This window comes from Xanthomonas sp. NCPPB 2864, from assembly GCF_056675615.1.
In genome coordinates, this window is the sequence record NZ_JBWWVS010000001.1 from 174,968 (window position 1) to 186,321 (window position 11,354).

Here is an 11,354-nt window from a genome sequence, read left to right on the forward strand (position 1 = left end):
CAATAGGAACGTTCCGCGATGATTTCCGGTATTTCCCGCCGTAAGAAGCGCAAGCTCAAATCCGACATCAACGTCGTGCCGTATATCGACGTGATGCTGGTGCTGCTGATCATCTTCATGGTGACCGCGCCGCTGCTGACCCTGAGCACCGACGTCAACCTGCCTAGCTCGCGCGCCAAGGCGCTGGAGAGCAAGCAGGATCCGGTGGTGGTAGTGGTGGCCGCCGACGGCCAGCTCGCACTGCAGCTGCCCAAGGGCAAGCCGCAGGCGATGGACGTGGCGGCGCTGCAGGCGCAACTGGCCGCCATCGTGGCGCAGGACAAGGACGCGCGCGTGGTCGTGGCCGGCGATCGTGCCGCGCCGTATCAAAAGATCATGGACGCCATCGACGTGCTCAAGCAGGCCAAGGTCGAGAAGGTCGGCCTGATCTCCGACTCCGGCGGCACTGCAGGCAGCGATGCACGCTGACGCACTCCCCACTCAGACGGCGCGCGAGGATGGCTGGCTGCGGCCAGTCGTGCTGGCCCTGGTCGTGCACGTGCTGGTCGCGCTGGTGTTCATCGCCGGCTGGCTGTGGTCGCCCGAACGCTCGGTCGAGCCGGCCGCGGGCGACCCCAGCATGGAAGCCTCGCTGGACGTGTCCGCCGCCGAAGCGCGCGTTGCGCGCCAGGCGCTGAAGGCCACGCCGGTGGAGGCGCCGCCACCGCCGGCACCGCTGCCCGAACCGGCGCCGGAAGACACCGTGCCGCCGCCGCAGCCGATTCCCGAACCGCGTCCGCAGGATGCGCCCACGCCGCAACAGGCGCAGGCGCAGGAACGTGTCGCGCAGCCGGACAAGGTCGACCAGGACCGCGTCGACGCGCTGGCGCTGTCGGCGGAAAAGGCCAAGCAGGAACAGGAGGCCAAGCGCCGTCAGGAGCAGATCGACCTGACCGAGCGCAAACGCCAGGAAGAGGCCGAGCAGAAACTGCGCCTGGCCAAGCAGCAGGAAGAAGCCGACGCCAAGAAGAAGCAGGCCGCAGCGCAGCAGGCTGCCGCCGATGCCGAACGCGAAAAGAAGATCGCAGAGATCCGCCGCCAGCGCGAACAGGCCACCAAGGAAGCCGCGCTGGCCGAGCAGAAACTGCGCCAGGTCGCCGCCGCGCGTGCGCAGCAGGCCTCGTCGGCTGCCGCCGCCACCGCGCAGCCGACCGCAGGGCAGGGCGGTACCAATACCGATCTGTCGGCCAAGTACGCCGCGGCGATCCAGCAGAAGGTGCTGGCGCAGTGGGTGCGCCCGCCGTCGGTGCCGCCGGGCCAGAAATGCAGCATCAACATCCGCCAGTTGCCGGGTGGCACCGTGATGGAGGCCAAGGTGGCGCCGGGTTGCCCTTACGACGAGGCCGGCCAGCGCTCGATCGAGGCCGCGGTGCTGAGCGCGCAGCCATTGCCGTACCGTGGGTTCGAGTCGGTGTTTCAGCGCAACCTGACATTTGTGTTCACCCCCCAGGATTAGTCATCCCCCTGATCCTGGATGGTCGGGGCGCGGCAGCATGACCTGCGCTGCGCCCCTCGTAGGAAGGTAGATTTGCGGGATGTGGCCGACTGCCTGGCGCAGTTCCGGCGGGTGAGTATTGCTGCGCCACCGCACGCAAGCTCGCTCGCTGGCCGCCGGAATCCCCAGTGGGCGACCACTCGCTTCATTTTCACGCTGTCTCGTTCACGATTGCGAGTATGTTCACTCGCTGATTGGTATCCCTTGCACACTTTTCCTGCCCGATCCGAGCCGTCCATGAAAAAACCGCTGCGTTGGCTAGCTGCCTTGACCGCCCTGTTGTTGCCGCTGAGCGCGCTCGCGCAACAGCAAGGGCTCACCATCGATATCGTCGGCGGTAGCGCTTCGGCGACGCCGATCACCGTCGTGCCCATGCCGTACCAGGGCTCCGGCACTGCGCCGCAGACCGATGTGTCTGCCGTCGTCGGCGCCGACCTGGACCGTTCCGGCCAGTTCCGCACGTTGCCGGTTGCGCAGATCGTCGAGAAGCCGACCCGCGGCACCGAGGTGCAGTTCCAGACCTGGCGTACGCTCAAGCAGAACTACATTGTGGTCGGCCGCGTGATGGATGCCGGCGAAGGCGCCTACCGCGTCGAGTACGAACTGTTCGACGTGGCCAAGGGCGAGCGTCTGCTCGGCCTGGCCATGACCGCACGTGCCAATGCGATGCGCGATGTCTCGCACCAGATGGCCGACGCGATCTACGAAAAGATCACCGGCGTGCGTGGCGCGTTCTGGACCCGGATCGCCTATGTGACCGCCAGCGGCAAGGGCGGCGCCATGCGCTATGCGCTGATGGTGGCCGACTCGGACGGCTACAACCCGCAGACCATCGTGCGTTCGGCCGAGCCACTGCTGTCGCCGAACTGGAGCCCGGACGGCAAGAAGCTGGCCTATGTGAGCTTCGAGCGCGGCAATTCCTCGATCTACCTGCAGGACATCGCCACCGGCGCACGTGAGCTGGTGTCCAGCTTCCGCGGCATCAACGGTGCGCCGTCGTTCTCGCCGGACGGCCGCCGCCTGGCGCTGGCACTGTCGCGCAGCGGCAACCCGGAAATCTACGTCATGGATCTGGGCAGCAAGCAGTTGACCCAGCTGACCAATCACTTCGGCATCGACACCGAGCCGACCTGGGCGCCGGACGGCGGCAGCATTTACTTCACCTCCGACCGCGGCGGTCGTCCGCAGATCTACCAGGTGGCCGCAAGCGGCGGCAGCGCCAACCGCGTGACCTTCCAGGGCAACTACAACGCCACCGCCAGCGTCTCGTTCGACGGCAAGAAGATCGCCGTGGCACAGGGCAGCGGCAACAGCTACCGCATCGCCATGATGGACCGCAGCCTGGGTTCGCCGAGCTGGAGCACGCTCTCGCCGGGGTCGCTGGACGAGTCGCCGAGCTTTGCGCCGAACGCCAGCATGGTGCTGTACGCCGCACGTGAAGGTGGTCGTGGCGTGCTCTACGCCGTGTCCGCCGACGCTCGTGTCCGCCAGCGCCTGGTCCTGGCGGATGGAGATGTGAGAGAACCTTCGTGGGGGCCTTACCGAACCGCGCATTAATGTTAATATTTCGCTGCGTTAAACCACTCATTGGCCCAGAGCCTCCATAGGTATCCCATGAACAAGTCCACCCGCGTCTTGCTTGTCTCCCTGTTGTCCGTTGCCGTGCTGGCCGGTTGTTCGAAGAAGGTGAAGGAAACTCCGCCTCCTGCGACTGACACCACCGCTGGTTCCTCCGTTCCCACCGGCCCGTCCACCTCTGGCCTGTACGGCCCGGGCGACCTGGATACCGATGCCTGCCTGCGCCAGCGCGTCGTCTACTTCGATCTGGATCAGGACTCCCTGAAGCCGGAATTCCAGGCCATCATGGCGTGCCACGCCAAGTACCTGCGTGACCGTCCTTCCTCGCGCATCACCCTGCAGGGCAATGCTGACGAGCGCGGTTCGCGTGAGTACAACATGGGTCTGGGCGAGCGTCGCGGCAATGCCGTGTCGTCGTCGCTGCAGGCTGCCGGCGGTTCCGCCAGCCAGCTGACCGTCGTCAGCTACGGCGAAGAGCGTCCGGTCTGCACCGAAACCAGCGAAAGCTGCTGGTCGCAGAACCGTCGCGTCGAAATCGTGTACACGGCTCAGTAAGAAGCGATGCGCTTTCGAGTGACATCCCTGTTCGTCGCGGCGGCCCTTGTGGTCGCCGCGCCGGCACACGCGCAGCGAGCCAGTCTCGCTGATCGTGTTGCCGTTCTCGAGCAGCAGCAGGCCAACAGCCAGGCCAACAACGATCTCCTCAACCAGTTGCAGCAGGCGCGTTCGGACCTGCAGGGCTTGCGAGCGACCGTGGAGCAGCTGCAGCACGACAACGAACAACTCAAGCAGCAGTCCAAGGATCAGTATCTGGACCTGGACGGACGCCTGAATCGGCTGGAAGGTGCAGGTGGCGCAACCCCGCCATTGCCATCTCCCACCGGCAGCGTCACACCCGCCCCGGCTCCGGCCGCGCGGCCTGCAGCGGCGGCAACTTCCGAGAAGCCGCCCAGCGTGCATGGCGACCCAGGCACCCTGGCCGTCAGCAACGAGGAGCGCACTGCCTACAACGTCGCTTTCGATGCCTTGAAGAACGGCAAGTACGACGATGCCTCGCAGTTGTTCCTGAGTTTTCTGGAGCTGTATCCAAACGGCGTCTACACCCCCAATGCCTTGTACTGGCTGGGCGAGAGTTACTACGCCACCCGAAATTTCCAGCTGGCCGAGGCGCAGTTCCGCGATCTCGTCAGCCGCTATCCCACGCATGACAAGGCCTCTGGCGGCCTGTTGAAGCTTGGCCTGTCGCAGTATGGCGAAGGCAAGAACGATCAGGCCCAGCAGACCTTGCAGCAGGTCGCAGCGCAGTATCCCGGCTCCGACGCAGCGCGCGTGGCCCAGGAGCGTCTGCAGTCCATCCGTCTCGGCCAGCAACTGCGCTGAGCCCGCGCGTGCGCGCCTTCGGGCGTGACGCATACTTTGCCAATGAACGCCGCCGCCGTCCCCAGCGAGATCGTCCAGTCGCCGTTGCCGCGATTGAAGATCACCGAAATCTTTCTGTCCCTGCAGGGCGAAGCCGAGGCCGCCGGCTGGCCGACCGTGTTCGTGCGTTTGACCGGTTGCCCGCTGCGCTGCCATTACTGCGACACCGCCTACGCCTTCCACGGCGGTGAATGGCATGACATCGATGCGATCGTCGCCGAGGTGGCTAGCCACGGCGTGCGCTATGTCTGCGTGACCGGCGGCGAGCCGTTGGCGCAGAAGCGCTGCCTGGTGCTGCTGCAGAAACTGTGCGATGCCGGCTTCGACGTCTCGCTGGAGACATCCGGCGCGTTGGATGTGTCGGCCGTGGATCCGCGCGTCTCGCGCGTGGTCGACATCAAGACGCCCGCCTCCGGCGAGGAACAGCGCAATCGCTGGGAGAATCTGCCGCTGCTGACCGCACGCGACCAGATCAAGTTCGTGATCTGCAGCCGCGCCGATTACGAATGGTCGCGCGAGATTGTCGCCGCGCATGCGCTGGACCGCCGCTGCACGGTGTGGTTTTCGCCCAGCAAGAGCGAAGTCACGCCGCGGGAGCTGGCCGACTGGATCGTGGCCGATCGTCTGCCGGTGCGCTTCCAGATGCAGCTGCACAAGCTGCTGTGGAACGATGAGCCGGGGCGCTAAGCCCGGGCGATAGAGCGACCGCGCTCACCCAAGAAAGGCAGGCGCGGCCGGTTGCCCGCAATCGGCGTGTACCACGCATCCGTTGCGGTTGCTGGCATGCCGTCCGCTCCCGCCTGACGATCACCCGCGACGCTTCGTTGGCTGCTTCCGGTCCCCCGTGCAAGGCGAGCCAGGAGGCAGCCGCCTGCGTTTACGCGGCGATCCTGTTCAACTCTTCGACGGCATCGGCCGGCAGTTTGAGTTCCGCCGCGAACAGATTGGCGCGCAGATGCGCCACCGACGAGGTCCCCGGAATCAGCAAGATGTTGGGCGAACGCTGCAGCAACCACGCCAGTGCCACCTGCATCGGGGTTGCGGCCAGGCGCTGGGCAACAGCGGCAAGCGTGGACGATTGCAATGGCGAAAAGCCGCCGAGCGGGAAGAACGGCACGTAGGCGATGCCGTCGCGCGCGAGCGTGTCGACGATTTCGTCGTCGTGTCGATGCGCGATGTTGTACATGTTCTGCACGCAGACGATATCGGTCATGGCGCGTGCCTCGGCCACCTGCGTCGCGGTGACGTTGCTGATGCCGATGTGCCGCACCAGGCCATCGCGCTGCAGCTTGATCAAGGCTTCCAGTTGCTCGGCGATCGAGCCTTCAGCTGGCTCCTGCGTCTTGAACATCACGCGCAGGTTGACCACCTCCAGCGTTTCAAGCCCCAGGTTGCGCAGATTGTCGTGCACCGCCTCGACCAGCTGCTGCGGCGAGAAGGCAGGTAGCCATGAACCATCCGTGCCGCGCGCGGCGCCGATCTTGGTGACGATGGTCAATTCCTGCGGGTAGGGATGCAGTGCCTCGCGGATCAGCTGATTGGTGATGTGCGGCCCGTAGAAATCGCTGGTGTCGATATGGTTGACGCCCAGCGCGATGGCTTCGCGCAGCACCGCCAGCGCACCCTCGCGATCCTTGGGCGGGCCGAACACGCCAGGCCCCGCCAGCTGCATTGCGCCGTAGCCGATGCGGGTGAGCTTGCGGTCTCCAAGCAAAAACGTTCCGGCTTTTTCGATGTTGGTCATGGCGTGGCGCTCGCGTGTCGTTGAGCCAACAACGATAGGAAACGTGGCGCGGCATGTGAATTCGCATTTGCTGCCGCGCCAGTCCACTGCCGCCAGGGCTTGTGGCATATGGGCGCAGCCGCAGCGCCCCGGGCCGATCGTCCGGCGGGATGTGCTGGAGTTTCAGGTTTTGCTGGCTGCGCGGGCAGTGCTTTCGCCGCGTTTCTTCGCGGCTGAAGCCGCCGCGTTGCACGTTCTGCATTGACAGGCGCCAAGCGGCGGCGCGAGTATGCCAACGTCGCCGCACAATCGGCGGCCGGGATTGGCGTCCCGAACCAAAAGGCGCACCAGCGCCCATCGACCGATGCACGGCGCTTTTTTATCGCCCGCATCGTCGCGGGCGCATGCCGGCCAGTTTTATGGCGGGCGGTGCGCGGGGGCCGCAAGGCCCACCGGGTCCTTTTGGCCGGCACGCCAACCGCGTACCGTCCGCCACCCCGATTGGCGTCTGGGTGGCGGATTCCAAAACACAAAAGGAATCCAGCATGTCTCACGACACCCATGAAGCACCCACGTCTGTGGCGTACCAGGTCGTCCATGATGTGGGGCCGATCTCCAATGCCCTCGAAGCGACGCGTGCCGCTTGGCGAAGCCCGAATGCCCATCTCGGCGTCGCAGGTAAGGCTGTGCATGCGCTCACGCTTGCCGGCGCCGATGCAATCGCTAGCGTCGATAGCGCGTTGACGGAGCCGCAGCGATGAGCCTGGGCAAACAGTTCCGCGTCTGCACGGGCGTCGTCCTCAGCGTCGAGATGATGCAGGGCTATGTGCTGGCCATGCTGCATTCCGACGCGCAACCCGGTGCCTCGCCCGTCCTGATCGCCTGCGAAGCCACTGGCTTTGACGATATTTTGCCGGGCGGCGATGCGCAGAGCGTCGTGCTGGGCCGCCTGCATGTCTGCATGCGCGTGGACGCTGCAGTGGACGTCCTCAGCTGGTTGCGCAAGCAGGCACGCGCCGCAGGAGCTGCGCGACGAACGCGGCGCGTGCAATCGCGTATCCAGAAGACGGGAGCCGCATGATTGGCGAGAACGCCACGGCCGCCTGCGCCGGGCCCACCACCTGCAAGATGACACGCGCGATCGGCAAAAGAGGAGCCGGCGTTGACGGCAGCGCGCCAGTCGCGGCAGATGGTGCATGCCATCCGACTTCGCGGCCGTGACGCAGGGTCCCTGGCGACGCAGGTCCCGGCAACTTTCCGGCGGACAAACAAAAAAAGCGCCTTCGGCGCTCTTCAAGTTGCTGATTTGATTGGTGGGCCGTGATGGATTCGAACCATCGACCAAAAGATTAAAAGTCTTCTGCTCTACCGACTGAGCTAACGGCCCACTGTCCCGGCAGTGCGCCGGGGTGCGCATTCTACCCTACAGCGGCGTCAAGGCGAAATGGCGTAGTGGGTGGGGTCCGCGACGCCGGCGTCGGCGAAACCGGCGGCACGCAGGCGGCAGGCGTCGCAGTGGCCGCAGGCGCGTCCGTCGGCGTCGGCGCGGTAGCAGGACACGGTCAGGCCGAAGTCCACGCCCAGGCGCACGCCTTCACGCACGATGTCGGCCTTGCTGAGGAACTGCAGCGGTGCGTGCACGCGCAGGCCGGCGCCTTCGACGCCGGCCTTGGTGGCCAGGTTGGCCAGCACTTCGAAGGCGCGCACGAATTCGGGCCGGCAGTCGGGGTAACCCGAATAATCGACCGCGTTGACGCCGCAGAACAGGTCGTTGGCGCCGATCACCTCGGCCCAGCCCAGTGCCAGCGACAGCATGATGGTGTTGCGCGCCGGCACGTAGGTGACCGGGATGCCGTCACCGCCGGCATCGGGCACGTCGATGTCGTCGGTGAGCGCCGAGCCGCCGATGCTGCGCAGGTCCACGTCCACCACCTTGTGCGCGATGACGCCCTGCGCCGCCGCCACGCGCGCGGCGGCGTCCAGCTCGGAGGTATGGCGCTGGCCGTAGCGCACGCTCAAGGCATGCACGGCAAAGCCCTGCTCCTGCGCAAGCGCGATGACGGCAGCGGAATCCATGCCCCCGGACAACAGAACAACGGCTTTTTTCATGACGGATCGGCAATCACAACGGAATAAGCGGAAAGGCTAGCAGGCTCGGCGTGGCACGGCGACCCGGCTGTCGCTGCGGCGGCAGCGGGATGCCGGGCAACGCGGCTGTGCCAAGCGTGCGCGGGCAGGGCAGCGATGCACCTGCAGGCCAATCCGGTGCGATAGCCTGCCGGCAGTTGCGCGCTCGTTCATGGGTATTGCCCGCCCGTTTCGCGTGCGGCACGGCCGGTCTCAGCGCAGGCTCGCAGCCGCGGCCTTAAGCAGGGCCTGGCCCAGCTGCTGCAGGGCGCTCGAGCGCACTGCGGCGCATTGCCAGTACAGCGGCACATCGAGCCAGCGTGTCTGGTCGATGATGACCACCTGTCTGTTGCGCACGGCAGGTACGACCATCGATTCCGGCGCCAGACACCAGCCGAGTCCGCGTGCGGCCGCTTCGACGAAACCGGTCGAGGTCGGCAGGTAGTGGATCGGCGGCGCCACCTGTGTGCGGGTGATGCGGCGGACGAAGCGGGTCTGCAGCGTGTCCTTTCGGTTGAACACCAGCATCGGTGCGTGGGCCAGGGCCGCTGCGCTGAAGCCCTGTTTGAAATGCGTCGCAACGAATGCGGGCGATGCGATGGCGTGGTAACGCATCACTCCCAGCGCCTGCACATTGCAGCCCTGCAGCGGCTTGCGCTCGGCGGTGACGGCACCGAGCACCGCCCCGGAGCGCAACAGCTCCAGGGTGTGGTCCTGGTCGTCCATCTGCACATCGAAAAGGACGCCGTGCTCCCGGTGCAGCGCCGACAGGGCCGCCAGAAACCAGGTCTGCAGCGAGTCGTCGTTGACGGCGATGGCCAGCGTGCGCGGATGCCCGGCGCTGCTGTCGCCAGGGAGGAAGTCGGCGATCGCTTCGGATTCCAGGACCTGCATCGGCTTCACCCGGCGTAGCAGGCGTTCGCCGGCCGGGGTAGGGCGGCAGGGGGCTTTGCGGATCACCAGCACCTGGCCGAGCCGGTCTTCCAGCGCCTTGATCCGCTGCGAAATCGCCGACGGCGTCACCGACAGCCGCCGCGCAGCGGCGTCGAAGCTGGCTTCCTCGAGAACGGCAGCGAATGCGGCCAGTTGCGGATGCAGAAGATCCATGGCGTTCGGCGGGATTAGAAGTTCTAAGCAGGATACAGAAGATTTAGTTTTCCTAATTGCAGCGGAACGCCCAGCATTGGCGCCTGTGATCCGGGAGGTGCTCGTGTTCCTTCAAGCCGCAATCTCTGGCTTTATCGCCAGCGCAGGTCTCATCATCGCAATCGGTGCGCAGAATGCATTCGTGCTGCGGCAGGGACTGCAGCGCCAGCATGTCGGTCTGGTGGTGGCGATCTGCGCGTTCGGCGATATCGCGCTGATCGTGCTGGGCGTAGCCGGGATTGGCGTGCTGGTGACGCAGTGGCCGGAGTTGTTGCAGGGACTTCGCTATGCGGGAGCTGCATTTCTCGCGGCATATGGCGCGCTGGCTGCGCGCAGGGCCTGGTGTGGCACCAGCGGGTTGGCGCCGTCGCAGGCGGGTGCGCAACGCTGGCAGCGCGCCATGCTGGCGTGCCTGGCATTTACCTTTCTCAACCCGCATGTCTATCTGGACACGATGCTGCTGCTGGGCAGCCTGGCCGCGCGTTACCCGGGCCAGCTGCGCTGGGCATTCGCGTCGGGTGCGTGCCTGGCCAGCATCGCCTGGTTTTCCGCTCTGGGCTATGGCGCGCGCTTGTTGCAGCCGGCCTTCCGCGATCCGCGCGCGTGGCGTGTGCTGGATGCGGCGATCGCAGGATTCATGCTGGTGCTGTGCGCACTGTTGCTGCTGCCTGCGCAGGCGCTACCCTGAGGCCCACTGTTGCCGGAGCTGTCGTCATGTCGCCGCTGCGCGTTTCCACCGATCACTCCGAACTCGATGTTGCGCTGGTCCATCGCTACCTGGCCCAGCACAGCAGCTGGGCCAGGGACATCCCGCTTGCGGTAGTACAGCGCTCCATCGCCAACTCGCTATGCTTCGGCGGGTTTCTGCAGGGCGGGCAGGTGGCCTTTGCGCGGGTGGTTTCCGACTATGCAACCGTCGCCTATCTGGGCGATGTGTTCGTGTTGCCCGAGCATCAGGGCAAGGGCTATGGCAAGGCAATGATGAATGCGGTCATGGCGCACCCCGATCTGCAGGGGCTGCGCCGTTTCAGCCTGGCCACAAGCGATGCGCATGGTCTCTATGCGCGCTACGGCTTCACGCCGCCGCTGGCTCCGCAGTCGCTGATGGAACGCTATCGTCCCGGTCTCTACACGCGCTAGCCGCGGCGGGCCGGCTGTTGCGCGGCCGCACCGGCATGGCACTGCGTCGGGGCAGAAGGACGGTTCAACGCGCTGCCGCGCCGCGTGGTATTAGGCAAGCACTGCGACCTCGTCACCGCACAGCGCCGGCCAGGCATCGGCAGCGCGCATTGCCGCCAGTGATGAATCGCAGTTGCCGCCGCACAGGTGTCGATCCTGCAGCAGGTCGATGGCTTCCCACTCCCAGCGCAGCGAATGCGGCATCTGCCAGGCCGCCAACAGCACCGACATGCCGCCCTGGAGCATGAGCTGCCGCCGCCAGATCACGCGCGTGTCGAGATGGGCTTGTTGCCAGTGCGAGAAGGCATCGTCGTATGGCTTTGCGTCTGCGGCCCCTGCGTATGCGCAAGCATGCACGTTGGCATGCTCATCGTTGATTGGGCGATGCAGATCATGACTGTCGATGCTGGTGTTCACGGGTGATCCTTCCTGATTGAGAAGGCGTGCCGAGCGGTGACGAGAGCAAGTACGGACACACCTGCAGTGCCGGCATCGCCGGCTGCGGATGTCGTGGGTACCGATGGCTAAGATGCCGCCTGCGCTGCAGACGGTGGCCGGGCTACCATCCGGCCTGCTCTCTTTCGACCGGCGCAGCGTAACCAGGCATGGCGCTGGAAACAAGCGCTTTTGAGTGACTTGAGCGCTTGT

At 65.8% G+C, this 11,354-nt stretch carries 14 protein-coding genes and 1 tRNA gene; 10 read left to right on the forward strand and 5 right to left on the reverse strand.

Annotated features, from left to right (window positions below; all coding sequences use genetic code 11):
• The first annotated feature begins 18 nt into the window (after positions 1 to 18).
• The 6 genes from tolR (at position 19) to queE (ending at position 5,218) form a co-directional block, all read left to right on the forward strand.
• The gene (tolR, locus tag AC1KVE_RS00640; RefSeq protein WP_016904126.1) at positions 19 to 468 is read left to right on the forward strand and encodes a protein TolR; all 450 of its coding nucleotides are present in this window, start codon (positions 19 to 21) and stop codon (positions 466 to 468) included.
• Complete coding sequence (tolA, locus tag AC1KVE_RS00645) at positions 458 to 1,495, forward strand: cell envelope integrity protein TolA (protein ID WP_046343846.1); 1,038 nt, start codon at positions 458 to 460, stop codon at positions 1,493 to 1,495. Before tolR ends, tolA begins: the two co-directional genes overlap by 11 nt.
• 276 nt (positions 1,496 to 1,771) lie before the next feature.
• Entirely contained in the window at positions 1,772 to 3,091 is a 1,320-nt protein-coding gene (gene tolB, locus AC1KVE_RS00650) for a Tol-Pal system beta propeller repeat protein TolB (RefSeq protein WP_024939948.1), read from the forward strand.
• 57 nt (positions 3,092 to 3,148) lie between these two features.
• Entirely contained in the window at positions 3,149 to 3,667 is a 519-nt protein-coding gene (gene pal / locus AC1KVE_RS00655; protein ID WP_016904129.1) for a peptidoglycan-associated lipoprotein Pal, read from the forward strand.
• A gap of 6 nt (positions 3,668 to 3,673) precedes the next feature.
• Positions 3,674 to 4,492, forward strand: a complete 819-nt coding sequence (ybgF, locus tag AC1KVE_RS00660) for a tol-pal system protein YbgF (RefSeq protein WP_104576450.1) — start codon at positions 3,674 to 3,676, stop codon at positions 4,490 to 4,492.
• 42 nt (positions 4,493 to 4,534) lie between these two features.
• Positions 4,535 to 5,218: a 7-carboxy-7-deazaguanine synthase QueE gene (gene queE, locus AC1KVE_RS00665; RefSeq protein WP_104576449.1), complete on the forward strand. Its 684-nt coding sequence runs from the start codon at positions 4,535 to 4,537 to the stop codon at positions 5,216 to 5,218.
• 190 nt (positions 5,219 to 5,408) lie between these two features.
• On the opposite strand, the gene AC1KVE_RS00670 is transcribed toward queE, so the two are convergent.
• On the reverse strand, positions 5,409 to 6,275 hold the full coding sequence (locus tag AC1KVE_RS00670) for an aldo/keto reductase family oxidoreductase (protein WP_104576448.1): 867 nt from the start codon (positions 6,273 to 6,275) through the stop codon (positions 5,409 to 5,411).
• 524 nt (positions 6,276 to 6,799) lie between these two features.
• Between AC1KVE_RS00670 and AC1KVE_RS00675 the strand changes: the two genes are divergently transcribed.
• Both AC1KVE_RS00675 and AC1KVE_RS00680 read left to right on the forward strand, forming a co-directional pair.
• Entirely contained in the window at positions 6,800 to 7,015 is a 216-nt protein-coding gene (locus AC1KVE_RS00675) for a hypothetical protein (protein ID WP_146095707.1), read from the forward strand.
• Complete coding sequence (locus tag AC1KVE_RS00680; RefSeq protein ID WP_181142416.1) at positions 7,012 to 7,335, forward strand: hypothetical protein; 324 nt, start codon at positions 7,012 to 7,014, stop codon at positions 7,333 to 7,335. Before AC1KVE_RS00675 ends, AC1KVE_RS00680 begins: the two co-directional genes overlap by 4 nt.
• 230 nt (positions 7,336 to 7,565) lie before the next feature.
• On the opposite strand, the gene AC1KVE_RS00685 is transcribed toward AC1KVE_RS00680, so the two are convergent.
• From AC1KVE_RS00685 to AC1KVE_RS00695, 3 genes are all read right to left on the reverse strand, one after another.
• Positions 7,566 to 7,641, reverse strand: a tRNA-Lys gene (locus AC1KVE_RS00685).
• A gap of 47 nt (positions 7,642 to 7,688) precedes the next feature.
• Positions 7,689 to 8,363 (reverse strand): 7-cyano-7-deazaguanine synthase QueC, encoded by a 675-nt coding sequence (gene queC, locus AC1KVE_RS00690; protein WP_039519526.1) that lies wholly within the window; start codon positions 8,361 to 8,363, stop codon positions 7,689 to 7,691.
• 231 nt (positions 8,364 to 8,594) lie between these two features.
• Positions 8,595 to 9,488: a LysR family transcriptional regulator ArgP gene (locus tag AC1KVE_RS00695; RefSeq protein WP_104576447.1), complete on the reverse strand. Its 894-nt coding sequence runs from the start codon at positions 9,486 to 9,488 to the stop codon at positions 8,595 to 8,597.
• Between the two features lie 76 nt (positions 9,489 to 9,564).
• On the opposite strand from AC1KVE_RS00695, the gene AC1KVE_RS00700 reads away from it, so the two are divergent.
• Positions 9,565 to 10,215, forward strand: a complete 651-nt coding sequence (locus AC1KVE_RS00700; RefSeq protein ID WP_221234064.1) for a LysE/ArgO family amino acid transporter — start codon at positions 9,565 to 9,567, stop codon at positions 10,213 to 10,215.
• Between the two features lie 26 nt (positions 10,216 to 10,241).
• On the forward strand, positions 10,242 to 10,667 hold the full coding sequence (locus AC1KVE_RS00705) for a GNAT family N-acetyltransferase (RefSeq protein WP_104576446.1): 426 nt from the start codon (positions 10,242 to 10,244) through the stop codon (positions 10,665 to 10,667).
• Between the two features lie 90 nt (positions 10,668 to 10,757).
• Here AC1KVE_RS00705 and AC1KVE_RS00710 read toward each other — a convergent pair whose 3' ends face one another.
• Positions 10,758 to 11,123, reverse strand: a complete 366-nt coding sequence (locus AC1KVE_RS00710) for a hypothetical protein (protein ID WP_104576445.1) — start codon at positions 11,121 to 11,123, stop codon at positions 10,758 to 10,760.
• Positions 11,124 to 11,354 lie beyond the last annotated feature (231 nt).

What these genes read in the sequence shown, in the direction of transcription:
- ybgF (WP_104576450.1), top strand. Translation starts at nt 3,674, where the DNA reads ATGCGCTTTCGAGTGACATCCCTGTTCGTCGCGGCGGCCCTTGTGGTC.
- tolR (WP_016904126.1), top strand. Translation starts at nt 19, where the DNA reads ATGATTTCCGGTATTTCCCGCCGTAAGAAGCGCAAGCTCAAATCCGAC.
- tolB (WP_024939948.1), top strand. Translation starts at nt 1,772, where the DNA reads ATGAAAAAACCGCTGCGTTGGCTAGCTGCCTTGACCGCCCTGTTGTTG.
- queC (WP_039519526.1), bottom strand. Translation starts at nt 8,363, where the DNA reads ATGAAAAAAGCCGTTGTTCTGTTGTCCGGGGGCATGGATTCCGCTGCC.
- AC1KVE_RS00675 (WP_146095707.1), top strand. Translation starts at nt 6,800, where the DNA reads ATGTCTCACGACACCCATGAAGCACCCACGTCTGTGGCGTACCAGGTC.
- tolA (WP_046343846.1), top strand. Translation starts at nt 458, where the DNA reads ATGCACGCTGACGCACTCCCCACTCAGACGGCGCGCGAGGATGGCTGG.
- AC1KVE_RS00670 (WP_104576448.1), bottom strand. Translation starts at nt 6,275, where the DNA reads ATGACCAACATCGAAAAAGCCGGAACGTTTTTGCTTGGAGACCGCAAG.
- AC1KVE_RS00680 (WP_181142416.1), top strand. Translation starts at nt 7,012, where the DNA reads ATGAGCCTGGGCAAACAGTTCCGCGTCTGCACGGGCGTCGTCCTCAGC.
- AC1KVE_RS00705 (WP_104576446.1), top strand. Translation starts at nt 10,242, where the DNA reads ATGTCGCCGCTGCGCGTTTCCACCGATCACTCCGAACTCGATGTTGCG.
- queE (WP_104576449.1), top strand. Translation starts at nt 4,535, where the DNA reads ATGAACGCCGCCGCCGTCCCCAGCGAGATCGTCCAGTCGCCGTTGCCG.
- AC1KVE_RS00695 (WP_104576447.1), bottom strand. Translation starts at nt 9,488, where the DNA reads ATGGATCTTCTGCATCCGCAACTGGCCGCATTCGCTGCCGTTCTCGAG.
- pal (WP_016904129.1), top strand. Translation starts at nt 3,149, where the DNA reads ATGAACAAGTCCACCCGCGTCTTGCTTGTCTCCCTGTTGTCCGTTGCC.